This window comes from Streptococcus equi subsp. zooepidemicus, assembly GCF_015689395.1.
Taxonomy (GTDB): Bacteria; Bacillota; Bacilli; order Lactobacillales; family Streptococcaceae; genus Streptococcus; species Streptococcus equi.
On the sequence record NZ_CP065054.1, the window covers coordinates 327,223 to 353,464 of the forward strand.

The 26,242-nt window shown below is 42.5% G+C and carries 22 protein-coding genes; all 22 read left to right on the forward strand.

Annotated features, from left to right (window positions below; genetic code table 11):
• Nucleotides 1-308 precede the first annotated feature (308 nt).
• The gene (gene rsmA, locus I2432_RS01710) at nt 309-1,181 is read left to right on the forward strand and encodes a 16S rRNA (adenine(1518)-N(6)/adenine(1519)-N(6))-dimethyltransferase RsmA (protein ID WP_196819829.1); all 873 of its coding nucleotides are present in this window, start codon (nt 309-311) and stop codon (nt 1,179-1,181) included.
• Nucleotides 1,182-1,341: 160 nt separating this feature from the next.
• Nucleotides 1,342-2,214: a ribosome small subunit-dependent GTPase A gene (gene rsgA, locus I2432_RS01715; RefSeq protein WP_164335375.1), complete on the forward strand. Its 873-nt coding sequence runs from the start codon at nt 1,342-1,344 to the stop codon at nt 2,212-2,214.
• A gap of 8 nt (nt 2,215-2,222) precedes the next feature.
• Nucleotides 2,223-2,885: a ribulose-phosphate 3-epimerase gene (gene rpe, locus I2432_RS01720; RefSeq protein ID WP_043038501.1), complete on the forward strand. Its 663-nt coding sequence runs from the start codon at nt 2,223-2,225 to the stop codon at nt 2,883-2,885.
• On the forward strand, nt 2,878-3,510 hold the full coding sequence (locus I2432_RS01725; protein WP_206158961.1) for a thiamine diphosphokinase: 633 nt from the start codon (nt 2,878-2,880) through the stop codon (nt 3,508-3,510). Before rpe ends, I2432_RS01725 begins: the two co-directional genes overlap by 8 nt.
• A gap of 1 nt (nt 3,511) precedes the next feature.
• On the forward strand, nt 3,512-4,783 hold the full coding sequence (locus tag I2432_RS01730) for a DNA recombination protein RmuC (protein ID WP_126436299.1): 1,272 nt from the start codon (nt 3,512-3,514) through the stop codon (nt 4,781-4,783).
• Nucleotides 4,773-5,711, forward strand: a complete 939-nt coding sequence (locus tag I2432_RS01735) for a 3'-5' exoribonuclease YhaM family protein (RefSeq protein ID WP_014622269.1) — start codon at nt 4,773-4,775, stop codon at nt 5,709-5,711. The genes I2432_RS01730 and I2432_RS01735 overlap by 11 nt, the downstream gene beginning before the upstream one ends.
• 99 nt (nt 5,712-5,810) lie before the next feature.
• Nucleotides 5,811-6,626, forward strand: a complete 816-nt coding sequence (gene purR / locus I2432_RS01740; RefSeq protein WP_012678556.1) for a pur operon repressor — start codon at nt 5,811-5,813, stop codon at nt 6,624-6,626.
• 36 nt (nt 6,627-6,662) lie between these two features.
• Entirely contained in the window at nt 6,663-9,167 is a 2,505-nt protein-coding gene (locus tag I2432_RS01745; RefSeq protein WP_206158962.1) for an SEC10/PgrA surface exclusion domain-containing protein, read from the forward strand.
• 182 nt (nt 9,168-9,349) lie between these two features.
• Nucleotides 9,350-9,763, forward strand: coding sequence for a 30S ribosomal protein S12 (gene rpsL, locus I2432_RS01750; protein WP_027969350.1), 414 nt, complete (start codon nt 9,350-9,352; stop codon nt 9,761-9,763).
• A gap of 20 nt (nt 9,764-9,783) precedes the next feature.
• Nucleotides 9,784-10,254 carry a 30S ribosomal protein S7 gene (rpsG, locus tag I2432_RS01755; protein ID WP_012514926.1) on the forward strand — a complete coding sequence of 157 codons (471 nt, stop codon included), beginning with the start codon at nt 9,784-9,786 and terminating at the stop codon, nt 10,252-10,254.
• A gap of 542 nt (nt 10,255-10,796) precedes the next feature.
• Nucleotides 10,797-12,875, forward strand: a complete 2,079-nt coding sequence (gene fusA, locus I2432_RS01760) for an elongation factor G (protein WP_012678553.1) — start codon at nt 10,797-10,799, stop codon at nt 12,873-12,875.
• 380 nt (nt 12,876-13,255) lie between these two features.
• On the forward strand, nt 13,256-14,266 hold the full coding sequence (gap, locus tag I2432_RS01765; RefSeq protein ID WP_012514929.1) for a type I glyceraldehyde-3-phosphate dehydrogenase: 1,011 nt from the start codon (nt 13,256-13,258) through the stop codon (nt 14,264-14,266).
• A 540-nt stretch (nt 14,267-14,806) separates the two neighbouring features.
• Nucleotides 14,807-15,661, forward strand: a complete 855-nt coding sequence (locus I2432_RS01770) for a 5'-nucleotidase, lipoprotein e(P4) family (protein ID WP_043030440.1) — start codon at nt 14,807-14,809, stop codon at nt 15,659-15,661.
• Between the two features lie 209 nt (nt 15,662-15,870).
• Nucleotides 15,871-17,067 carry a phosphoglycerate kinase gene (locus I2432_RS01775; protein ID WP_206158963.1) on the forward strand — a complete coding sequence of 399 codons (1,197 nt, stop codon included), beginning with the start codon at nt 15,871-15,873 and terminating at the stop codon, nt 17,065-17,067.
• A gap of 427 nt (nt 17,068-17,494) precedes the next feature.
• Nucleotides 17,495-18,016, forward strand: a complete 522-nt coding sequence (locus I2432_RS01780; protein ID WP_012678993.1) for an FUSC family protein — start codon at nt 17,495-17,497, stop codon at nt 18,014-18,016.
• A 75-nt stretch (nt 18,017-18,091) separates the two neighbouring features.
• Nucleotides 18,092-18,463: a MerR family transcriptional regulator gene (locus I2432_RS01785; RefSeq protein WP_012678549.1), complete on the forward strand. Its 372-nt coding sequence runs from the start codon at nt 18,092-18,094 to the stop codon at nt 18,461-18,463.
• 36 nt (nt 18,464-18,499) lie between these two features.
• Complete coding sequence (glnA, locus tag I2432_RS01790; protein ID WP_206158964.1) at nt 18,500-19,846, forward strand: type I glutamate--ammonia ligase; 1,347 nt, start codon at nt 18,500-18,502, stop codon at nt 19,844-19,846.
• A 232-nt stretch (nt 19,847-20,078) separates the two neighbouring features.
• Nucleotides 20,079-21,737: a peptide ABC transporter substrate-binding protein gene (locus I2432_RS01795; protein WP_206158965.1), complete on the forward strand. Its 1,659-nt coding sequence runs from the start codon at nt 20,079-20,081 to the stop codon at nt 21,735-21,737.
• A 167-nt stretch (nt 21,738-21,904) separates the two neighbouring features.
• Entirely contained in the window at nt 21,905-22,819 is a 915-nt protein-coding gene (locus tag I2432_RS01800) for an ABC transporter permease (protein ID WP_115250569.1), read from the forward strand.
• A gap of 9 nt (nt 22,820-22,828) precedes the next feature.
• Nucleotides 22,829-23,860, forward strand: a complete 1,032-nt coding sequence (locus tag I2432_RS01805) for an ABC transporter permease (protein ID WP_012678545.1) — start codon at nt 22,829-22,831, stop codon at nt 23,858-23,860.
• A 12-nt stretch (nt 23,861-23,872) separates the two neighbouring features.
• On the forward strand, nt 23,873-24,919 hold the full coding sequence (locus I2432_RS01810) for an ABC transporter ATP-binding protein (RefSeq protein WP_012678544.1): 1,047 nt from the start codon (nt 23,873-23,875) through the stop codon (nt 24,917-24,919).
• The gene (locus I2432_RS01815; protein ID WP_012514940.1) at nt 24,919-25,854 is read left to right on the forward strand and encodes an ABC transporter ATP-binding protein; all 936 of its coding nucleotides are present in this window, start codon (nt 24,919-24,921) and stop codon (nt 25,852-25,854) included. Before I2432_RS01810 ends, I2432_RS01815 begins: the two co-directional genes overlap by 1 nt.
• Nucleotides 25,855-26,242: the final 388 nt, after the last annotated feature.

Here is a 26,242-nt window from a genome sequence, read left to right on the forward strand (position 1 = left end):
TGGTAGGCTGGTTAGGCTATTTGCATAGGCTATACTTGGAGTAAGAAAAGAGATTAGCATAAAGCTAACGAGCATTTTCTTGTCTGTTTTTAATATTTTTTCATGTTGTGAATCTTTTCTTTGCTGATCAAAAAGCAATGTCGATAAGATGACAACTTTTGTTGGTTTATGTGGTTAACCTTACAAAAGTATTATAAACTAAAAAAGAAAACGCTGTCAACGCGTTTTTTGTCTCTTTTTTTGCTGTGGCTCTGATAAACAATAGAAATATGCTACAATAGATATAAAACAATGAATAGGACATCAACATGAGAATTGCAGATTACAGTGTGACCAAGGCTATCCTTGATCGCTATGGCTTTACCTTTAAAAAATCATTTGGTCAAAATTTCTTGACGGATACTAATATTTTACAGAAGATTGTTGATACGGCTGAGATTGACAAGTCAGTCAACGTCATTGAGATTGGTCCTGGTATCGGGGCTTTGACCGAATTTTTGGCAGAAAGGGCTGCAGAGGTCATGGCCTTTGAGATTGATGAGCGCTTGGTGCCAATACTGGCTGATACGCTTCGTGATTTTGACAATGTTCAGGTGGTGAATCAGGATATTTTAAAGGCAGATTTACAGACCCAGCTAAAGCAATTTAGCAATCCGGACCTTCCTATCAAGGTGGTAGCCAATTTGCCCTATTACATCACTACACCCATTTTGATGCACCTGATTGAAAGTAAGATTCCCTTCCAAGAATTTGTCGTCATGATGCAGCGCGAGGTGGCAGATCGGATTTCAGCTGAGCCCAATACCAAGGCCTATGGCTCTTTGTCTATAGCAGTCCAGTATTATATGACCGCTAAGATAGCCTTTGTTGTTCCTAGGACTGTTTTTGTGCCAGCACCAAATGTGGATTCGGCAATTCTGAAGATGACTCGTCGTGACCAGCCCTTGATTGAGGTTCAAGATGAGGATTTCTTTTTTAGGGTGTCACGAGTTGGCTTTGTGCATCGCAGAAAGACGCTTTGGAATAACTTGGTTAGCCATTTTGGCAAGGCTGAGGACACAAAGGCAAGGCTTGAGCAGGGACTAGCTCTAGCTGGAATCAAGCCTTCTATCCGAGGAGAAGCGCTGTCTATTCAAGATTTTGGATGGTTAGCTGATGCCCTAAAGCAAGTAGGCTTATAGTGCCTTGGTTATAATTGTAGCTTGTCACAGCAACCCTGCTGTGGCTCTTTTAGATAGTGGTGGGTTCATCCTATCTTTGGTGAAACTTGGGCTAAACTGCTGAATTCGAATGATTTTTCTGATATAATGGCATTATTCTAGGATAAAAAAAGGAGTTCATTTGCAAGGTAAAATCATTAAGGCTCTGGCTGGCTTTTACTATGTTGAGTCAGAGGGGCAGGTTTATCAAACGCGGGCGCGTGGCAATTTTAGAAAGCGTGGTCAAACACCCTATGTAGGAGATTTAGTGGAATTTTCTGCTGAGGACAATTCAGAGGGCTATATTTTAGCCATCTATGAACGAAAAAATAGTCTAGTGCGTCCTCCTATTGTCAATATTGACCAAGCAGCTGTCATTATGTCAGCCAAGGAGCCTGACTTTAATGCCAACCTTTTGGATCGCTTCCTCATTTTACTTGAGCACAAGGCTATCCACCCTATTATTTACATTTCAAAAATAGACCTGCTTGAGCAGCCAGAGAGTATTGAAGCCATCGGTCAGCACTATCGTGCGATTGGCTATGATTTTGTGACGAGCTTATCACATCTCCTGCCATTATTAGCTGGTAAGACAACAGTATTTATGGGACAGACAGGGGTTGGAAAGTCCACTCTGTTAAACCGTATCGCACCAGAGCTAGCCCTTGAAACGGGTGATATTTCAGACAGTCTGGGACGGGGACGCCATACCACTAGAGCTGTTAGCTTTTATGACGCTTACAATGGCAAAATCGCAGACACACCCGGCTTTTCGTCCTTGGACTATGGCATTGATAATGCTGAGGACCTCAACGAAGCCTTTCCAGAGCTTAGACACCTTAGCCATAGCTGCAAATTTCGCTCCTGTACCCATACTCATGAGCCCAAGTGTGCGGTTAAGGAAGCCTTGGAAAATGGTGAGCTCTGGTCTGTTCGCTATCAGAATTACCTTCAATTTCTGAGTGAAATCGAAAACCGTCGGGAAACATATCAAAAAGTTAGTAAAAGAAAGTAGGTTTAACCATGTCATCTCTGAAAATTGCACCATCTATTTTAGCAGCCGATTATGCTTGCTTTGCTGCTGAGCTGGCTCGTATTGAAAAAACAGATGCTGAATACGTTCATATTGACATCATGGACGGTCAGTTTGTGCCAAATATCAGCTTTGGAGCAGATGTTGTTGCTAGCATGCGCAAGCACAGCAAGCTAGTCTTTGATTGCCACTTGATGGTTGTGAATCCTGAGAGATATGTCGAGGCCTTTGCTCAAGCAGGAGCTGATATCATGACCATTCATGTGGAGAGCACTCTTCATAGTCATGGCGCCTTGCAAAAGATCAGGGCTGCCGGCATGAAGGCTGGTGTGGTGATTAATCCTGGGACACCTGTCTCTGCGGTTGAGCCTTTATTAAGCTTAGTAGACCAGGTGCTGATCATGACTGTTAATCCAGGCTTTGGGGGACAGGCCTTTATCCCGGACTGCTTGGAAAAGGTTGCAGCTATTGCTAAAATGAGAGATGAAAGAGGCTTGAGCTTTGATATTGAGGTTGATGGTGGTGTTGATGACAAGACCATTCGTGCTTGCTATCAAGCAGGAGCTAATGTCTTTGTAGCTGGCTCTTATCTGTTTAAGGCAGTGGATTTGGCAGCTCAAGTGCAAACATTGAGGGCGGCTCTTAATGGTTAAGGTGGCCCTCTTTGCAGGCGGGGATTTGTCCTATTTTACCTGTGATTTTGATTATTTTGTTGGAATTGATAGAGGAAGTCTATTTTTGTTAGAAAATGGGCTTCCTTTGAATATGGCTGTAGGCGATTTTGATTCAATCTCCCAAGCAGCCTTTGAGGTTATCAAGGAGCAAGCAGAGCTTCTTGTTCAGGCTAGTCCTGAAAAAAATGATACGGACACTGAATTAGCTCTCAAAGAGGTATTTACCCGTTTTCCAGAGGCAGAGGTCACGATCTTTGGTGCTTTTGGCGGTAGACTAGACCACTTGTTGTCCAATGTATTTTTACCAGCTGATCCAGAGCTTGCCCCGTTTATGGCACAAATTTGCCTGCAGGATCAGCAAAATGTCATCAGCTATAGATCCTCTGGCTGGCAGACGATTAGGCAGGATAAGGACATGACTTATGTGGCCTTTATGGCTGATGGTGATGCAGACTTGACCATTACAGGTGCCAAGTTTGATTTGATGACTTCCAATTTCTTTAAGAAAAAGGTATACGCTAGCAACGAGTTCATTGATCAGCCCATCAGGGTTCATGTGCCAAAGGGCTATTTAGTTATTATTCAGAGCAAAGATAGGAGTTAGTATGGACCTTATTCTTTTAGTGTTAGTGCTTGCGTTGATAGGACTTGCTGCCTATTCATTTGTTAGCATAAAGCATTTGCAGAGCAGGCTAGAAAAAGCCTTAGACAATAATGCTGATAATCTATCAGATCAGCTAACCTATCAGCTTGATATGGCAAATAAAACTCAGCTGCTAGAGCTGTCAACAGTGATGAATCGTCAGCAAAATGAGCTTTTTCAGCAGCTGATGGATATTCGTGATACGCTGCATCAAGGCTTGGCTGAAAATCGTGACCGCTCAGATCAGCGTTTAGAAGTAATGACGCAAAGCCTTAGTCAATCTGTCAAGGACCTACAGGATTCTAATGAAAAGCGGCTGGAGGAAATGCGCCACACCGTCGAAGAAAAACTAGAAAAAACACTGAAAAATCGGTTGCAGACCTCCTTTGAAGCCGTTTCAAAGCAGCTAGAAAGTGTTAATCAGGGTCTAGGAGAAATGCGGACCGTAGCTAAAGATGTCGGTACCCTAAACAAGGTCTTATCCAATACCAAAACCAGAGGAATTCTAGGGGAGCTCCAGCTTGGTCAGATTGTTGAGGACATCATGACAGCTAACCAGTATGAAAGAGAGTTTGCCACAGTTTCTGGCTCAAGCGATCGTGTCGAATATGCTATCAAGCTACCTGGAAATGGGCAAGGAGACTATATTTACCTACCTATTGACTCCAAGTTTCCCTTGGAGGACTATTACAGGCTGGAGGACGCCTACGAGGCTGGTGATAGAGCTGCTATTGAGACTAGCCGAAAGGCTCTTCTTGCGGCGATTAAACGTTTTGCTAAGAGTATTCATAGCAAATACCTGAATCCACCTGAAACAACCAATTTTGGGATTATGTTTTTACCAACCGAGGGACTCTACTCAGAGGTGGTGCGCAATCCGGCTTTCTTTGATAGCCTTCGTCGTGAGGAAAATATTGTTGTGGCAGGCCCATCAACCTTATCAGCCTTGCTTAATTCCTTATCTGTTGGCTTTAAAACCCTTAACCTGCAAAAAAACGCAGACGATATTAGCAAGATTTTAGGCAATGTTAAATTAGAATTTGAAAAATTTGGCGGTCTGCTTGCTAAGGCGCAAAAGCAGCTTAACACTGCTAACCATACCTTAGATCAGTTGATGTCAACTAGAACCAAAGCGATTGTTCGTGCTCTGGCTACTGTTGAAGACTACCAAGATCAGTCAACCCAATCCTTATTACATATACCCTTATTAGAAGAGGCAGACGATGAAGATTAACCAAATGAAAAAAGATCAACCCTTTGAAGGCTTTTACCTGATAAAATCAGCAGAAGTCAGAAAAACAAGAGCTGGCAAGGATTTTATTGCTTTTACCTTTCAAGATGATACTGGTGAAATTTCAGGCAATTTGTGGGATGCTCAGCCTTATAATGTTGAAGAATTTGTCGCAGGTAAGATTGTCTTTATGAAAGGCCGTCGAGAGGTCTATAATGGTACTCCTCAGGTGAACCAAATTACCCTAAGAAATGTCCGACCAGGTGAGCCTAATGACCCAAAGGAATTTAAAGAAAAGGCACCTGTCAGTGTTACTGAGGTTCGTGACTACCTTGATCAGATGCTCTTTAAGATCGAAAATGCGACCTGGCAGAGGATTGTTAGAGCACTTTACCGCAAATATGATAAGGAATTCTTCACTTATCCAGCAGCCAAAACCAATCACCATGCCTTTGAATCGGGCTTGGCCTATCATACAGCAACGATGGTTAGGCTAGCAGACAGCATAGGAGATATTTACCCGGAGTTGAATAAAAGCCTCTTATTTGCAGGCATTATGCTGCATGATCTAGCCAAGGTGCTTGAGCTGACAGGCCCAGACAATACCGAATATACTATCCGAGGCAATCTGATAGGACATATCGCCCTCATCAACGAAGAGATTACAAAGACCATCACAGAGCTGAACATTGATGACAACAAAGAAGAGGTCACCGTTTTACGCCATGTAATCTTAAGTCATCATGGCCAATTAGAATACGGCAGCCCTGTTCGTCCACGCATTATGGAGGCAGAGATTATTCACATGATTGACAACATTGACGCCAATATGATGATGATGTCAACAGCTCTCAGTCGTATTGGCGAAGGAGAAATGACCAATCGTATTTTCGCTATGGATAACCGATCCTTTTATAAACCTAAATATTAGCAAGGATCATAATAAAAAACGAACATTTTGCAGTTGAATGTTCGTTTTTTCGTTATGTTATGATATAATAGTAGAGAATATATAAATAATGGGGAACATATGAAATTAAGACGAAGTGAACGCATGGTTGTTATTTCGAATTACCTGATTAACAACCCTTATAAGCTAACGAGTTTAAATACCTTTGCCACAAAGTACGAGGCGGCTAAATCATCTATTTCAGAAGATATTGCCATTATCAAAAAAGCCTTTGAAGAATCTAATATTGGAGAGATTGACACTCTAACAGGGGCAAGTGGAGGTGTCATTTTCACGCCAAGCATTTCAGAGGCAGAGGCTCGCTCAATCGTAGAAGAGCTATGTCAGCGGCTTTCAGAAAGCAACCGCATTTTACCTGGTGGCTATATCTATCTGTCTGATTTATTAAGCACACCAAAGCTCTTGCAGAATATTGGTCGCATTATCGCCAATGCTTTTAAGGGGCAAAAAATTGACGCGGTGATGACAGTTGCGACTAAGGGGGTTCCCTTGGCTAATGCGGTTGCAAATATTCTGAATGTACCCTTTGTGATTGTCAGGCGCGACTTAAAAATCACAGAAGGTTCAACCGTCTCAGTCAACTATGCTAGTGCCTCAAGTGATCGCATTGAAAAAATGTTTTTATCAAAGCGAAGCTTAAAGCCAAACAGTCGAGTCTTGATTGTTGATGATTTTTTAAAGGGTGGTGGTACAATCACAGGCATGATGAGCCTGTTAACGGAGTTTGATAGTACATTGGTGGGTGTAGCTGTTTTTGCAGAAAATGCACAATCAGAGCGCGAACAAATGTCCTTCAAGTCACTATTAAAGGTCTCCGAAATTGATGTCAAAAATAATAGGGTCGTTGTTGAAGTAGGAAATATTTTCGATAAATAAATCGAACGTAGGTGGAAAAATAAAAGGGGATTAATCATGGAACAAGAAAACTCAAGAACAAAGCATGTTAAAAATACCATTGCTTTGACATCAACCATTGCCCTATTAGGGACAAGCGTTGGTGTATCACATCAGGTAAAGGCAGATGATACTAAGTCAGGCGATGCCAATACAAGTAATACCAGTGAAGCTACGCTAGCTAAGCCGGAAACGCTTGAGGAGGCAGTCCTTGCGGTAAAGACTACAGAAGAAACACTCAGTGAGCAGAAACAGCAATTAGCTGAGACTAATACAAATATCGCAGAAACAGAGGGCGAAATCGCAAAGTTAGAGACCGCTAAGGAGGAGCAGACAGCTGAGCTTGCCAAGGCTGAGGAGCTACTTGAGACTTACTCGTCCATGAGTGAGGAAGACCTAGCCAAGTCAATTGAAAAGCATGAGACAGAGCTAGAGGCAACTAACACAGAACTAGAGAAGGCGACTACTGAGAGTCAAGTTCAGGCAGAGGCAGTGGCTAAGCAGCAAGAAACAATCGCAGCAGAGGCTACAAAGGCCGACCAGCTAGCTACCCAGCTAACAGCAGCAGAGCAAAAGGTCTCAGACCTTAACACAATGATTAGCCAGCCGGAAGCTATTGTCTCAGAAGCTCAGGCTGCAAAAGAAGAGGTCAAGCGCATTTCTGATGACCTAGCAAAGGCTAAAGCTGATCTAGCCACTGTTAAGGAGACCGTCAGCCAGCAGCTAGCCTCTGACTTAGCAGCGAATAAAGCGGCTCTAGCTGCTAAAGAGACAGAGTTGCAAAAGCTTCAAGATGGAACTGCCACTGCTCAATTGAATGTCGCTGGCAGCAATAAATTAGTCTTGCCTGAAGGCTACCCAATTGAGGAGATTAAAAAGCTAGCAGCCAGTGGTTATATCGGAACAGCAGCATATAATCAATATTATCAGGCAGTTAAGGATACAATGATTGCAAAGGCAGAGCCGGGTGCTGCCATGAATCAGTATGTTGATATCCCTGAGGACCTCAATCGTGTTGTTGACCCTGACAACCTATCACAAGAGGTTCAAAATGAGCTAGCTCAGTTTGCAGCTCAAATGATCAATGATGTTCGCAAGCAGCTAGGACTTGTCCCTGTAACAGTAACAGTCGGCTCACAGGAGTTTGCTCGCCTGCTAACCAAGAGCTACAAAGCGACACATCAAAATACTCGACCTTCCTTTGTCTATGGACAAGTAGATGCTTCAGGTCATCGCGGTGTAGGTCCGCATGATCAAACGATTATTGAAGAATCTGCTGTAAAGGTAGGACTTCGTCAAAAAGATGACAACATGTACGAAAACCTTGGTGCCTTTAACGAGGTTCACACTGTCAACGGTATCAAGCGCGGCATCTATGACAGCATTAAGTATATGCTGTTTACAGATCACCTGCATGGAAACACCTATGGTCATGCTGTTAATTTCCTGCGTGTTGATAAGACTAACCCTAATGCACCTGTTTACCTAGGATTTTCAACAAGTAATGTTGGCTCCTTAAATGAGCATTTTGTGATTTTCCCAGCGTCAGATATTGTGGACGCTACTCGTTTTAGCACGACTGAAATTCCAAAATCAGGTCAAGTGATTGATCGCTCAGCAAGCATACAGGCATTGACAAATGATATTGCCTCTATCAAGGGCAAGATTGCGTCTCTTGAAAGCAGATTAGCTGATCCTTCCTCAGAAGCTGAGGTCACAGCTGCCCAGGCAAAAATCAGTCAGCTGCAACATCAGCTAGAAGCAGCCCAAGCCAAATCTCATAAATTGGATCAACAGGTTGAGCAATTAGCCAATACAAAAGATTCTCTACGCACACAGTTGCTTGCTGCCAAAGAAGAGCAGGCACAATTGAAGGCTAATCTAGATAAGGCCTTGGCCTTGCTAGCTTCTTCAAAGGCTACGCTTCATAAGCTTGAAGCAGCTATGGAGGAGGCTAAGGCAAGAGTGGCTGGCTTAGCTAGTCAGAAGGCTCAGCTTGAGGATCTGCTAGCCTTTGAGAAAAATCCTAATCGGATCGAGCTTGCACAGGAAAAGGTAGCCGCAGCCAAAAAGGCTTTAGCTGATACAGAGGATAAGCTCTTAGCTGCTCAGGCCAGCCTGTCTGATTTGCAGGCTCAAAGAGCAAGACTCCAGCTTTCTATTGCGACAATTGAACAACAATTAGTACTATTGAAGAATTTAGTCCAAGAAAAGCAAAGGCTCAGACTTGAGGCTGAAAGGCTAAATAGCATGTCAGAAACAAGACAGCTTCTCAATCAGCTAGCGCCGCAGGCTGCAAAAGCAGGTGTCGGCTCAGAATTGGTTGCTACAGGTCTTCTTGTCTCCAAGGTTGCCTCAGCTATCGCTAAGCAATCGCCAACAAGCCATTCCTATGGAGCAGGAGCAGCATCACATGCAGCTGTTGATGACAACACACAGCGTGCTGTTCAGGCTGGTATGGTCATGCTGGCAGCTGCCGGCTTAGCAACGGTTAAGCTCAAAAAAGGCAGCAAAAAACGCTAAGCCTAGCTTAAAAAGCATTTGACACAAGGTATCGTCTATGTTATTATATTAGACGGTACTTTTTACTTTTGGTCTCTCAAGAGTGTACAGAGACGTGCTGACAATTGTTGCAAAAAGTGCACCGGATATAGGCTGTCACCAAGTGCTATATCAACCAAAATTAAAAAAACAGGAGAATGTAGATGCCTACAATTAACCAGTTGGTACGTAAACCACGTAAATCTAAAATTGAAAAATCAGATTCGCCAGCTTTGAACATTGGCTACAACAGTCATAAAAAAGTTCAGACGAAGCTTGCTGCTCCACAAAAGCGTGGTGTTGCGACTCGTGTTGGAACAATGACACCTAAAAAACCTAACTCTGCCCTTCGTAAATTTGCGCGTGTACGCTTAAGCAACCTTATCGAAGTAACAGCTTATATCCCAGGTATTGGCCACAACCTACAAGAGCACAGTGTTGTGCTTATCCGCGGTGGACGTGTAAAAGACCTTCCAGGGGTACGCTACCATATCGTTCGTGGAGCACTTGATACTGCAGGTGTTGCAGACCGTAAGCAAGGTCGTTCTAAGTACGGTGCTAAACGTCCAAAAGGATAATAGAGGGGGGATAAGAAACAATGAGTCGTAAAAATAGAGCGCCAAAACGCGAAGTATTACCAGATCCATTATATAACTCAAAGCTTGTAACGCGTCTTATCAATCGTATTATGCTTGATGGAAAACGCGGAACTGCGTCATCAATCGTTTATGATGCTTTTAGCGAAATCAAAGAAGCAACAGGCAACGATGCTCTTGAAGTATTTGAAACAGCTATGGACAACATCATGCCTGTCCTTGAAGTGCGTGCACGTCGTGTTGGTGGTTCAAACTATCAGGTTCCAGTTGAGGTTCGTCCAGAGCGTCGTACAACACTTGGTCTTCGTTGGTTGGTAACTGCATCACGTGCTCGTGGTGAACACACTATGAAAGATCGTCTTGCTAAAGAGATTATGGACGCTGCAAACAACACCGGTGCGTCAGTCAAGAAACGTGAGGATACTCATAAGATGGCTGAAGCTAACCGCGCCTTTGCACACTTCCGTTGGTAAGAATAAGATACGAAGGCGTACAGAACGCATAGTGAAGATAGGAAGCTTGACGAAGAGATTTTTATCTCTAGGAAAGCTTACCTTTTTCACAAAGCGTTTAGCCTGAGTTCAGTTTTAAGTTGTTTTAGTGTGAGACAAATGCTAGCCCAAATCGGGAAATTGACGCAGAAACGGTCATTCCCAGAAGATTTTATCTTTTTGGCAGACATTTGTCGCTAAAATTCAGCTAATCTAAGATGTGAGAGTGTTAAGCAAGTTCTAGACAAACTGATCTAGCATCTTTTTTGTCAGTGACTTGCAGCTCAAACTCACTTACAATCAAGATGTATAGACAAAGAGAGCAATATTTTAATAGAAAATCCTCACCTTCAAGATGAGTTATTGTTTTGATCGGATTGCTCTTAAGTCGGGTTTTGGTTTGCAAACATACTAAATGCTATCTATCAAACATATCTTAGGAAACGGGTAGGCCTCTGCCTATCCGTTTTTAATGAATAGTGTTATAATAAGATGTAAATAAAAAATATAGGAGAAAAAACCTAATGGCTCGCGAATTTTCACTAGCAAAAACTCGTAATATCGGTATCATGGCTCACGTTGATGCTGGTAAGACAACTACAACAGAGCGTATCCTTTACTACACCGGTAAAATCCATAAAATCGGTGAAACACACGAGGGTGCATCACAAATGGACTGGATGGAGCAAGAGCAAGAGCGTGGGATCACAATCACATCTGCTGCTACAACAGCGCAATGGGATGGACATCGTGTTAATATCATTGACACACCAGGGCACGTGGACTTCACCATTGAAGTACAACGTTCGCTCCGCGTTCTTGACGGTGCAGTAACCGTTCTTGACTCACAATCAGGTGTTGAACCTCAAACAGAAACTGTTTGGCGTCAAGCAACTGAATACGGTGTTCCACGTATTGTTTTTGCCAACAAGATGGATAAGATCGGTGCTGACTTCCTTTACTCAGTACAAACCCTTCACGATCGTCTTCAAGCAAATGCTCACCCCATTCAATTACCAATCGGTTCAGAAGATGATTTTCGTGGTATCATTGACTTGATCAAAATGAAGGCTGAAATCTACACCAATGACCTTGGTACAGATATTCTTGAAGAGGATATTCCTGAGGAATACCTAGAGCAAGCTCAAGAATATCGTGAAAAGCTTATCGAAGCAGTTGCTGAAACTGACGAAGATTTGATGATGAAATACCTTGAAGGTGAAGAAATCACTAACGAAGAGCTTGTTGCTGGTATCCGCAAAGCAACAATCAACGTTGAGTTCTTCCCAGTTCTTTGTGGCTCTGCCTTCAAAAACAAAGGAGTTCAATTGATGCTTGATGCGGTTATTGCATACCTTCCAAGCCCACTTGACATTCCAGCAATTAAAGGGGTTAATCCTGATACTGACGCTGAAGAAGAGCGTCCAGCATCTGATGAAGAGCCATTTGCAGCCCTTGCCTTCAAGATTATGACTGACCCATTTGTAGGTCGTTTGACCTTCTTCCGCGTTTACTCTGGTGTTCTTAACAGTGGTTCATACGTGATGAATACCTCAAAAGGTAAGCGTGAGCGTATCGGACGTATCCTTCAAATGCACGCTAACAGCCGTCAAGAAATTGAAACAGTTTACGCTGGTGACATTGCTGCTGCTGTTGGTTTGAAAGACACTACAACTGGTGACTCATTGACTGATGAAAAAGCAAAAATCATTCTTGAGTCTATTGAGGTTCCAGAGCCAGTTATCCAATTGATGGTAGAGCCTAAGTCTAAGGCTGACCAAGATAAGATGGGTATTGCTCTTCAAAAGCTTGCTGAAGAAGATCCAACCTTCCGCGTTGAGACAAACGTTGAGACTGGTGAAACAGTTATCGCTGGTATGGGTGAGCTTCACCTTGATGTCCTTGTAGACCGTATGCGTCGTGAATTCAAGGTTGAAGCTAATGTAGGTGCTCCTCAGGTATCTTATCGTGAAACCTTCCGCGCTTCTACACAGGCTCGTGGCTTCTTCAAGCGTCAGTCTGGTGGTAAGGGTCAATTCGGTGACGTTTGGATTGAATTTACTCCAAATGAAGAAGGTAAAGGATTTGAGTTTGAAAATGCTATTGTCGGTGGTGTGGTTCCTCGTGAATTTATCCCAGCCGTTGAAAAAGGCTTGATTGAGTCTATGGCTAATGGTGTCCTTGCAGGATACCCAATGGTTGACGTTAAGGCTAAGCTTTACGATGGTTCATACCATGATGTCGACTCATCTGAGACTGCCTTCAAGATTGCGGCTTCACTTGCCCTTAAAGAAGCAGCTAAAACAGCACAGCCAGCTATCCTTGAGCCAATGATGCTTGTTACAATCACAGCTCCAGAGGATAATCTTGGAGATGTTATGGGACATGTGACAGCTCGTCGTGGACGTGTTGATGGTATGGAAGCACATGGTACTAGCCAAATTGTTCGTGCTTATGTGCCACTTGCAGAAATGTTTGGTTATGCGACTGTTCTTCGTTCTGCAACGCAAGGACGTGGTACATTCATGATGGTATTTGACCACTATGAGGACGTTCCTAAGTCAGTTCAAGAAGAAATTATCAAGAAAAATAAAGGTGAATAATCACCCCTAAGAGGCTGTGGATAGTATCCCAGCCTTTTTGATGTGCTACAACAGATGGGCGGTGCAGCAATTGATCAAAGCAATGACAGAAAAATCAAGCCCTATCAGGCATAAAAGTTTAGAAAAAGGTCTTAAGAAAGCGCTTTTAACAACATTAAGCGACACTTTTAGCTGCCCTAAAAAGCTCTTTGCTGTCTTAACATTGATGGAGAAGCAGTCTTTTGAAAATGGGTAATATGTTTGCATTTTTTCTGAAATAGTTATATAATAGTTACGTTGAAGGGTTGTTGCAGGAATCTGCAAGTTAATCTTTTCACAATAGGTAGGGATTAATCCCTTTAATAATAATTCTTTTGATTTTCATAAGGAGGAAATCACTAATGGTAGTTAAAGTTGGTATTAACGGTTTCGGTCGTATCGGTCGTCTTGCGTTCCGTCTTATCCAAAATGTAGAAGGTGTTGAAGTAACTCGCATCAACGACTTGACAGATCCAGCCATGTTAGCACATCTTTTGAAATATGATTCAACTCAAGGACGCTTTGATGGCGACGTTGAAGTAGTAGAAGGTGGATTTAACGTTAACGGTAAATTTGTTAAGGTTTCTGCTGAAGCTAACCCTGAAAACATTGACTGGGCTTCACAAGAAGTAGATATCGTTTTGGAAGCAACTGGTTTCTTCGCTTCAAAAGCTGGTGCTGAAAAGCACTTACATGCTAATGGTGCTAAGAAGGTTGTTATCACTGCTCCTGGTGGAAACGATGTTAAAACTGTTGTTTTCAACACTAACCACGAAATTCTGGATGGTACTGAAACAGTTATCTCAGGTGCTTCATGTACAACTAACTGTCTTGCACCAATGGCTAAAGTTCTTCAAGACCAATTTGGTGTTGTTGAAGGATTGATGACAACTATCCATGGTTACACTGGTGACCAAATGACTCTTGATGCACCACACCGTAAGGGTGATTTCCGTCGCGCACGTGCTGCAGCTGTGAACATTGTTCCTAACTCAACTGGTGCTGCAAAAGCTATCGGCCTTGTTATTCCAGAGCTTAATGGTAAGCTTGACGGTGCTGCACAACGTGTTCCAGTTCCAACAGGATCTGTTACTGAATTAGTATCTGTACTTGAAAAAGAAGTTACAGCTGACGAAGTGAATGCTGCAATGAAGGCTGCTGCAAACGATAGCTTTGGTTACACTGAAGATCAAATCGTATCAAGCGACGTTGTAGGTATCCACTATGGTTCATTGTTTGATGCAACTCAAACTAAGGTATTGACAGTTGACGGTAAACAATTGGTTAAAACTGTTTCATGGTATGACAACGAAATGTCATACACTGCTCAGCTTGTTCGTACACTTGAGTACTTTGCAAAAATTGCTAAATAATGACTAGAGGGCCTGGTTTACCTAGGCTCTTTTTTGTGTCATGATAAAGGTTGCTTATCCATCATTGGCTAGCTTATTGCTGAACTTGCATTTAGGCTTAAGCTGCACATAGGATAAGTTTTTTTTGCTAACGCTTTAGTGATTAGCTGTTCTCAGAGAGGGTCATTTTAGAAACTTTCTTGAGGTGATATGGCTATCAAGCCGCCTTCTTTGAACTGCTACGCTTAGGCTTTGAATTTAGGTCTTAAAAGCTTTAGCTGGGCTTTTTGCTATAATTACTGCGTAAAGCATGGCTTTAAGCTCATTTTCAGCGCAAATCCCCTTCTTTGCGAGATGTCAAAGAGGAGTGCTGTAATGGTCCAGGCTTATCTACATTTTTTGCTCAGCTATTTTTAGCTGTTTTTTAGCTGTGGCTCTATGAAATTGTGAAGCGTTTTCATTTTTATTGCTTATAGTCTTGACAATCTGAAATGATGGTAATAAAATGAGAGGTGGATAAATAACCGTACTTAATAATGTATGGAATATTAGGAGGATTTTATGACATCTAAAAAAATTCTTAACCTTGTGTCTTTAGGGTTATCGTTGGTTTTAATCTCTGGTTGTACGACAAATGGAGAGAAAAAAGCAGCTCCTAGTCAAGACAAGGATAAGCAAGAAAAGGTTGTCCGTCTAACCAATGATCAGCTAAGGGCCAGAGAAAATACCATGGCCACACTCTGGTATCAGCAGTCTGAAGAGGCTAAGGCTCTTTACTTACAGGGATACCAAGTGGCTAAGGAGCGCTTAGATACATTATTGAGTCAAGCAACTGATAAACCATACTCTATTGTTTTGGACATTGATGAGACAGTGCTCGATAATAGTCCTTACCAGGCTAAAAATATTAAAGAGGGCACAGGCTTTACGCCGGATTCTTGGGATAAATGGGTCCAAAAGAAATCAGCCAAGGCAGTAGCAGGTGCTAAGGACTTCTTGCAGTATGCAAATGACAAGGGCGTTCAGATTTACTATGTTTCTGATAGAACGACTAAGCAAGTAGAGCCGACTATGGAAAATCTTGAAAAAGAAGGTATTCCAGTGCAAGGCAAGGATCATTTCTTGTTCTTAGAGGAGGGGGTAAAATCAAAAGAGGGCCGTCGTCAAAAGGTGCAAGAAACAACAAATCTAGTGTTGTTATTTGGTGACAATTTGCTTGATTTTGCAGAGTTTTCTAAGACCTCTCATGAGGATAGAAGAAAGCTTTTGGATCAGCTGCATGCAGAGTTTGGCAGCAAGTTTATCATCTTCCCTAACCCAATGTATGGATCATGGGAAAGCAGTGTCTATAATGGCCAAAAATTAGACAGTGAAGGCCAAATCAAAGCACGTGACAAGGCTTTAGAGGCTTATTAAAAGCCCTGATTTGCGTGATTGCTATGACTATGTTGTGGCTTGCTGCCTGCTTAGGTGATTGTGATCTGCTAAAAAGAGATTTCCTCAAGGGATTTTTTAAGCGCTTTGAAAAATTGTGAAATAGTTAATTTATTGTTTTCAGATTTTATCCTTATCAAAAGAATTGTGTTATAATAGAGTGTACTAAAAAATATTAAGGAGTCTATGAAATGGCTAAATTGACTGTTAAAGACCTTGACCTAAAGGGTAAAAAAGTGCTCGTTCGCGTTGACTTTAATGTCCCTTTGAAAAATGGTGTTATTACAAACGATAACCGTATTTCTGCAGCACTTCCAACAATCAAATATATTATTGAGCATGGTGGTCGCGCTATCCTTTTCTCACACCTAGGACGTGTGAAGGAAGAGGCAGACAAGGAAGGCAAATCATTGGCGCCAGTAGCGAAAAACTTGGCTGAAAAGCTTGGTCAAGAGGTTATTTTCCCTGGTAGCACTCGTGGGGTAGAGCTTGAAGCTGCTATTGATGCTCTTGAGGATGGACAGGTTCTTTTGGTTGAAAACACTCGCTTTGAGGATATTGACGGTAAAAAGGAATCTAAAAACGATCCAGAGCTTGGTAAATACTGGGCATCACTAGGAGAAGGAATCTTTGTTAATGATGCCTTTGGTACAGCTCACCGCGCTCATGCGTCAAACGTTGGTATCTCTGCAAATGTTGAAAAAGCAGTGGCTGGTTTCCTTCTTGAAAATGAAATTGCCTATATCAAGGAAGCTGTTGAGACTCCGGAGCGTCCATTTGTCGCTATTCTTGGTGGTTCAAAGGTTTCTGATAAGATCGGTGTGATTGAAAACCTTCTTGAAAAAGCTGATAAGGTGCTTATCGGTGGTGGTATGACCTATACCTTCTACAAAGCTCAAGGTATTGAAATTGGAAACTCACTTTGTGAAGAGGACAAGCTCGATGTGGCAAAATCACTTCTTGAAAAATCAAATGGCAAGCTTGTTTTACCAGTTGATTCTAAAGAAGCAAACGCTTTTGCAGATTACACTGAAGTGAAGGTAACTGAGGGTGAAGCAGTTGATGCAGGCTTCCTTGGTCTTGACATCGGTCCAAAATCTATCGCTAAATTTGATGAAGCCCTTACAGGTGCTAAAACAGTTGTTTGGAATGGTCCTATGGGTGTCTTTGAAAATCCTGATTTCCAAGAAGGTACAATTGGTGTGATGGACGCTATTGTGAAGCAGCCAGGCGTTAAGTCAATCATCGGTGGGGGTGATTCAGCAGCGGCAGCCATCAACCTTGGACGTGCAGATAAGTTCTCATGGATTAGTACAGGTGGAGGTGCTTCAATGGAGCTTCTTGAAGGTAAGGAGCTTCCAGGCTTAGCAGCTCTTACAGAAAAATAAGCTGATACCATTTCGGTGCTGTCAGTCGCAGGCTGCTATATGGTCTGTTAAGGGCTAAGACAGCTGAAGGCTCACAAAGGTGGCTTATGTTGCTGGCTGTGCTTATGCTAATTGTTATGATTAACAAGCTGTCAAAGGATAGGCTAGAGCCTGCTGTACCAGTCTATCAGGCCTTGCTGTCAGCTACTAAATGAATGAGTCAGAAAAAGGTGCTATGTAGGTACCTTTTTCTGCGTTTTGCTTTGCTTTAGGCTGATAGTGAGCTTGCTTGACGTCAAGACTGGCTTCATGCTGGTTTCAGAGTCTTTGCTAGGAATGCTATAAGGTGGGTTCTGAGCTCATCCATTTAGGATATGTGACAAATGCTGTTAAAATATGTTACACTAACATTAGCTTTAATTTCAATAGAAAGTATCTGATATAGGTTATGAATTATCATTTTGATGCCTCTAAGTTAAAGTTGGGCATGCGTACGTTTAAAACTGGCTTAGCTGTATTTTTTGTTTTGCTTTTGTTTCATTTTTTTGATTTTCAGGGCCTGCAGATAGGGGCCTTGACAGCTGTTTTTAGCTTGAGAGAGAGCTTTGATAAGACGATCTCCTTTGGCACCTCTCGTATTTTAGGAAATTCGATTGGTGGTTTTTTTGCGATTATATTTTACCTGCTTGATACTCTTTTTCAGGGCGCATTTTGGGTTACCTTGGTTTTTGTTCCGATATTGACGATGCTAACCATTATGTTTAATGTGGCTTTTAATAATCAATCTGGCATCATCGGTGCAGTTGCTGCTCTTTTAATTATTACCTTGTCTATTCCTACTGGGGAAGCTTTTATGTATGTTATTGCTCGGGTTTTTGAAACCTTTTGTGGGGTTTTTATTGCCATTCTTGTCAATACAGACGTGGAGCTGATTAGAAATAAGTGGTTGAGCAGGAAGCTCAAAAAATGATGTCAGGAAATATAACATGTGACCTTGACAGTTTATTAAAATCAACCTATAATAGGGGTGTGAAAGGAAGTTTTCATGAAAGAAAAAGAACTTAGACGCTCAATGGCAGTCTTTCCGATCGGTGCAGTCATGACCTTGACAGATCTATCTGCTCGGCAAATTCGCTATTATGAGGATCAGGAGCTGATAAAGCCTGAGAGAACAGAGGGCAACCGGCGCTTGTTTTCCTTAAACGATATGGATAGACTTCTTGAAATCAAGGACTTTTTGGACGAAGGATTAAATATTGCGGCAATTAAGCGAGAATATGCTGAACGTCAGGATAAATTAATGCAAAAGCAAAAGGTCTTGACAGATGCTGATGTGAGACGGATCTTACATGATGAGCTTCTTAATCAAGGTGGCTTTTCCACCCCTTCACAGCATATTGGGAATTTTCGTATCTAGCATACGACTGGCATGAAAGAAAAAGGAGATTGATTAATGGCAATCACAGCAGCTGATGTTCGTCGCGAGGTCAAAGAAAAGCATGTGACCTTTCTTCGGTTGATGTTTACGGACATTATGGGTGTTATGAAAAATGTTGAGATACCTGCAACTGAAGAGCAATTAGATAAAGTCTTATCTAATAAGGTCATGTTTGATGGCTCCTCGATTGAAGGCTTTGTGCGTATCAATGAATCAGATATGTACCTTTATCCTGATTTAGAGACTTGGATTGTCTTTCCTTGGGGAGATGAAAATGGAGCTGTTGGTGGCTTGATTTGTGATATTTACACTGCTGAAGGCAAGCCCTTTGCTGGTGACCCACGTGGAAACCTAAAAAGAGCCTTGAAGCATATGAATGAGGTTGGCTATCAGTCCTTTAACCTTGGTCCAGAGCCAGAATTTTTCTTGTTTAAAATAGATGAAGCTGGAGAACCAACGCTTGAGGTCAATGACAAGGGAGGCTATTTTGACCTTGCTCCGATTGACCTAGCAGACAATACACGTCGTGAAATTGTTAATGTCCTGACTAAAATGGGCTTTGAGGTCGAAGCCAGCCACCATGAGGTAGCTGTCGGTCAGCATGAAATCGACTTTAAATATGCAGATGTCTTGAAGGCTTGTGATAATATTCAAATCTTTAAGCTTGTCGTCAAGACAATTGCTCGTGAGCATGGGCTCTATGCTACCTTTATGGCAAAGCCAAAATTTGGCATTGCTGGATCTGGTATGCACTGCAACATGTCCTTATTTGATAAAGAGGGCAACAATGCCTTTTATGATGAAAATGATAAGCGTGGCATGAAGCTATCAGACGATGCCTATTATTTCTTAGGTGGGCTGATGAAGCATGCTTACAATTACACCGCTATTACAAATCCAACAGTTAATTCTTACAAGCGCTTGGTTCCTGGCTATGAGGCTCCTGTTTATGTTGCCTGGGCAGGAAGCAATCGTTCACCTCTTATTCGTGTTCCTGCTTCTCGTGGTATGGGGACTCGTTTAGAATTGCGCTCGGTTGATCCAACAGCCAATCCTTATTTAGCACTTGCAGTTTTACTAGAGGCAGGCTTAGATGGAATCATTAATCGCATTGAGGCACCAGCACCGATTGAGGCCAACATTTACATGATGACAGCAGAGGAGCGTAATGCTGCTGGTATTGTTGATTTGCCATCAACACTCCATAATGCTCTAAAGGCTCTTCAAAAGGATGAGGTCATTCAAAAGGCTTTAGGTGACCATATTTACACCAACTTTTTAGAGGCCAAACGGATTGAATGGTCCTCCTATGCGACCTTTGTTTCGCAATGGGAGATTGATAATTACTTACACAACTATTAGAAAAACAAAACTCACTCAGCTTTTTGAGTGAGTTTTTTATGCTTTTATTCAGTAAATATGGTTATTTATGATTATCGTTCCTTTTATACGCTATGATGACAGAAGTGTCTGGTTTATCTATTTATAAAAATAAAATCAAAAATTTTCAGATAAATCTATTTCCTTTTTTCAGAATTATGGTATAATCTAATTTAATTATTTTAAATAACTATTTTGTTAGGAGGAAGGTTATATGACAGTACTAGGAACAAAAGCATGTAAGCGTCTGGGCTTAGCGGCAGTTACGCTAGCCTCTGTTGCTGCCTTGATGGCTTGTGGAAGTAAGCAATCAGCGTCAACAGACAAAAAGAGTGAGATTAATTGGTATACGCCAACTGAGATCATCACACTTGATATTTCAAAAAATACAGATACCTATTCTGCTTTGGCTATTGGTAATTCTGGCAGTAACCTTTTGCGTGCTGATGCTAAAGGGAAATTACAGCCTGATTTGGCTGAAAAGGTTGATGTGTCAGAGGATGGCTTGACCTATACAGCAACCCTGCGAGATGGCTTGAAATGGTCTGATGGTAGTGATCTAACAGCAGAGGACTTTGTGTACAGCTGGCAGCGAATGGTCGATCCTAAGACAGCCTCAGAGTACGCTTACTTGGCAACTGAGTCACATCTGAAAAACGCAGAGGACATTAATAGTGGGAAAAATCCTGATCTAGACTCTCTAGGGGTAAAGGCTGATGGAAATAAGGTTATTTTTACCTTAACGGAGCCAGCACCACAATTTAAGAGCTTGCTGTCCTTCTCTAACTTTGTTCCTCAAAAAGAATCCTTTGTCAAGGACGCTGGCAAGGACTATGGGACAACATCAGAAAAACAAATTTATTCTGGTCCTTATATTGTCAAGGGCTGGAATGGCACTAGCGGAACCTTTAAGCTAGTAAAGAATAAAAACTATTGGGACGCCAAAAACGTCAAAACTGAGACAGTTAATGTTCAAACGGTTAAAAAGCCAGATACAGCTGTTCAACTATACAAGCAAGGTAAGCTAGACTTTGCGAATATTTCTGGTACGTCAGCTATTTACAATGCTAACAAAAAGCATAAGGACGTTGTTCCAGTTCTTGAGGCAACAACAGCTTATATCGTATATAACCAGACAGGAGCTATTGAAGGTTTGAGCAGTCTTAAAATTCGTCAAGCCTTGAATTTGGCAACAGACCGTAAGGGAATTGTATCTGCGGCTGTTGATACAGGATCAAAGCCGGCTACAGCGCTTGTTCCTACAGGTCTTGCTAAATTATCTGACGGAACAGATCTAACAGAGCATGTAGCACCTGGCTATAAATACGATGACAAGGAGGCAGCAAAGCTCTTCAAGGAAGGCTTAGCAGAGCTGGGCAAGGATGCCTTGACAATCACCATCACAGCTGATGCTGATGCGCCGGCTGCCAAGTCTGCAGTGGATTACATCAAGGAAACCTGGGAAACAGCTCTTCCTGGCTTGACCGTTGAAGAGAAATTTGTTCCTTTCAAGCAACGTCTTGAGGATACTAAAAACCAAAACTTTGAGGTTGCAGTTGTTCTTTGGGGTGGTGATTATCCAGAAGGGTCTACCTTCTATGGCTTGTTTAAATCAGGGTCTGCTTATAACTATGGTAAATTTACGAATGCAGACTACGATGCGGCCTACAACAAGGCTCTAACAACAGATGCCTTGAATATTGATGCGGCTGCTGATGACTATAAGGCAGCAGAAAAAGCCCTTTATGACAATGCCCTTTACAATCCCCTTTACTTCCGTAGTGGTGAGGGCTTGCAAAATCCAAGCATCAAAGGTCTTATCCGTAATTCAACTGGTCTAAATGTTGACTTTACTTACGCTTATAAGGAATAACAATAATATTATCGTAAGCTTATACTGACCTAGCAAGGCCACAGCTCCTTGATGGGAAGTGTTTAAGAGAAGCTTAGGGCTAGCTAGGAGTGTCTATCCTGTAGGCCTTGGCAAGCATATTGCAAGAATTGGTCTTAACCAGTTCTTGTTTTGGTTAGAGGAAAAATATGATTAAATATCTTTTGAAGCGAGTTGCTATTTTAGTAGTGACACTTTGGGTGGTGATCACCTTGTCCTTCTTTTTGATGCAGGTGATGCCTGGAACACCCTATAACAGTCCTAAATTAACTGATGACATGATTGCTATGCTGAATCAGCAGTACGGCTTAGATAAGCCTCTTTGGCAGCAATATTTAAAGTATTTGTTTGATATTCTTCATGGTGATTTTGGCACCAGCTATCAGTCGATTAACCAATCAGTGACAACCCTGATCTCGCAGCGTCTGGGGGTATCTGTACACTTAGGAGTACAGGCGCTTATTGTTGGTATTAGCTCTGGTTTAGTTGTTGGTGCTGTCTCAGCGCGGAATAAAAATAATATCATTGATGCCATTTTAAGTGTTATCTCAACGCTTGGTATTTCTATGCCGTCCTTTATCATTGGTTTACTGCTGTTGGATTATTTGGGCTTTAAATGGAATTTGCTTCCCTTGTCTGGCTGGGGAAGCTTTGGGCAAACGATTTTGCCGACGCTTGCTTTAGCTATTCCGGTCTTTGCTCAGGTGACCCGTTTTTTCCGTAGCGAGATGATTGAGACCTTATCGACAGATTATATTCAGCTAGCTAGAGCGAAGGGCTTGACTAAGCGTCAGGTGACTCGTCGGCATGCTTACCGCAATTCGATGATTCCTGTGTTAACCTTGGTTGGTCCGATGGCTGCTGGTATTTTGACGGGATCAGCCCTGATTGAGCAGATTTTTTCCATTCCGGGGATTGGGCAGCAGTTTGTGACCTCTATTCCCACCAAGGATTACCCGGTGATTATGGGAACAACGATTGTCTATGCGCTAATGCTGATGGTTGCTATTTTGGTAACTGATATGATCATTAGTATCGCAGATCCACGTGTTCGTTTGGGATAGGAGAGTGCTATGCTAGAAGAAACAAAATCATTTAAGCTTGTTGGAGCAGGGAGCTTAGCGACACAAGAAAAAATTGAAAAGCCGGCGCTTTCCTTTCTTCAGGACGCTTGGCGTAGGCTAAAGCACAATAAACTAGCTGTTATAGCGATGGGGTTTTTAGCTGTGCTGCTTTTGTTTTCTATTGGTTCTTTATTTGTTGTGTCTACAGATGATGCCAATAGCTTTAACAGTAAGGAGGTAAGCATATACCGTAACCTGCCGCCAAAGCTAAGCAGCAGCTTGCCATTTTGGAATGGGACCATTACCTACGCTGGTAATACAGAGCCCAATGACGCTTATGCGGATCAAGGGGTCCCAGAGGACAAGGCCTTCTTACTCGGGACGGATAATCTGGGGCGCAGTATTGGAAAACGTATTACGGTAGGGATTCGTATTTCTCTTTTGATTGCTATTGTCGCAACCCTGATTGATCTAGTGATTGGGGTAACCTATGGCTTGGTCTCAGGCTTTGTTGGTGGCAAGACTGACATGGTGATGCAGCGGATCATTGAGATTATCTCCTCTATTCCAAACCTTGTTATTGTGACCATGCTTGGTCTTTTGCTTGGCAATGGTGTGACTTCAATTATTATTTCAATTGCGATTGTAGGCTGGACCTCAATGGCTAGGCAGGTCCGCAACCTAACCCTGTCCTATCGAGAGCGTGATTTCGTCCTTGCTTCTCGTGCCTTGGGAGAAAGTAATATCAGGATTGCCTTTAAGCATGTATTGCCAAATATTTCAGGGATTATTATTGTTCAAATCATGATGACTGTTCCGAGTGCTATCATGTATGAGTCAGTGCTATCTGCGATTAATTTAGGTGTTAAGCCACCGACAGCTTCGCTTGGTTCATTGATTACTGATGCACAAGAAAGCCTGCAATATTATCCTTATCAGGTGCTGCTGCCGGCTTTTGCCTTGGTGCTAATTTCGTTGGCCTTTATTCTGTTGGGTGATGGCCTACGTGACGCTTTTGACCCAAAATCAAGTGATGAGTAGAGGGGAGATAAAATGACGAATGAAACCATTTTAAGTGTCAAAAACCTCCATGTTGATTTTAAAACCTATGCTGGAGATGTTAAGGCGATTCGTAATATCAGCTTTGAGCTAAAAAAGGGAGAGACTCTTGCTATTGTGGGAGAATCAGGCTCAGGGAAATCTGTAACCACTCGCACGCTGATGGGGTTGAATGCTAAGAATGCAAGTATTTCTGGAGACATTTGCTTCAAGGGCAAGCAGCTCAATGAGCTGAAGGAGGAGGAATGGGTGAAGGTGCGTGGCAATGAAATTGCGATGATCTTCCAGGATCCGATGACCAGCCTTGATCCTACCATGACAATTGGCATGCAGATTGCAGAGGCAATAATGATTCATCAAAGTATTCATAAGACAGAAGCCTTGAAGCGTGCTTTAGACCTGATGCGTCAGGTTGGTATTCCAAATGCTGAGGAGCACCTTAAGGATTACCCACATCAGTGGTCTGGGGGCATGCGGCAACGGGCTGTTATTGCCATTGCTCTAGCTGCCAATCCTGATATTTTGATTGCAGATGAGCCGACAACAGCTCTTGATGTTACCATTCAGGCCCAGATTTTGAAGCTGATGAAGGATATTCAGTCTCAGACCGCATCATCGATTATCTTTATTACGCATGACCTTGGTGTTGTTGCTGGAATGGCAGATCGCGTTGCTGTCATGTATGCTGGAAAAATTGTTGAATATGGAACGGTTGATGAGGTATTTTACCACCCACAGCACCCTTATACCTGGGGATTGCTCAATTCGATGCCTACAACAGCTACTGCAGCAGGTAGCTTGAGGTCTATTCCCGGAACGCCACCAGATTTATTAAACCCTCCAAAGGGTGATGCATTTGCTGCCCGGAATGAGTTTGCCCTAGACATTGACCATATCAAAGAGCCTCCAATGTTCAAGGTAAGTGACAGCCATTACGCGGCAACCTGGCTGCTAGATGAGCGCGCTCCTAAAATAACCCCTCCATTACCAATCCGCAAGCGTTGGGCAAAATGGCAGGAAATGGAAGAGAGGAAGGCTTAATGACAGAAGCTCGTAAAAAATTAATCGAAGTAAAGAATGTTTCCTTAACCTTTAACAAGGGGAAGAAAAACGAGGTTAAGGCTATTGATCGCCTTAGCTTTGACATTTATGAAGGGGAAGTATTTGGCCTTGTTGGGGAATCAGGCTCAGGCAAGACAACAGTTGGTCGAGCTATTTTGAAATTGTATGATATTAGTGATGGCGAGATTATCTTTAATGGAGAAAACGTCTCCCAATTAAAGGGGAAAAAGCTGCATAGCTTTCGTAAGCATGCGCAAATGATCTTCCAAGATCCTCAGGCTAGTCTGAACGGTCGCATGAAAATCAGAGACATTGTTGCAGAGGGCTTAGACATTCATGGCTTGACAGCCTCAAAGGCAGAGCGTGAGGCAAGAGTCCAAGAGCTGTTAAAGCTTGTTGGGCTTAATCAGGATCATTTGACGCGGTACCCACATGAATTTTCTGGTGGCCAACGCCAGCGGATTGGCATTGCGCGTGCCCTGGCTGTGAAGCCGACCTTTATTATCGCAGATGAGCCGATTTCAGCGCTTGATGTGTCGATTCAAGCACAGGTAGTGAGTCTCATGCAGCAATTGCAAAAGAAGCGCGGCTTGACCTATCTCTTTATCGCACACGATTTGTCTATGGTCAAATACATTTCAGACCGTATTGGTGTGATGCATTGGGGCAAAATGCTTGAGATTGGAACATCTGATGAGGTTTACAATCACCCGATTCACCCTTATACGAAAAGCTTGATCTCGGCCATTCCTGAGCCGGATCCTGAAAAGGAGCGTAGGCGCATTGCAGAGGTTTATGATCCTAGTCAAGAGCTAGATGGCCAAGAGCGGCAAATGTATGAAATCACTCCTGGGCATTTTGTCTTAGCGACGCAGGCCGAAGCCGATCAGTATCGAGCAGAGCGTGGCCTCTAAGGCATTAGCATAACAGTAGCCTGCTAAAAAGCTGATGTGATCTGGTCTTTTTAGACTTGACCGACCAAAAGTTGTATGACCTTTGCCGATCAAAAGCAGGTGCCATGCGATTTTGTTGGTATGGTGGGGCTTTGTCAGCCAACCTAGACTGTACAAAAAACTCCTTATGATAGAATTTGTAGCATGAGGCTGGGACACAAGTCTACCCTAAAATAAACCAAAATAAAACAACCGAACAGGTCTAGCTTTCTGAGATTTTAAAAGCCAGACCTGTTCGCTTTTTAATGAATGAGACTAGATCATAAAGTATCTTAGTTAAGATTGTCTAAAGTGCAGCTCTTTTTGCTGTGCTTGCTGCTGTTTTTATAAAATGACTTGTGGGAATCAA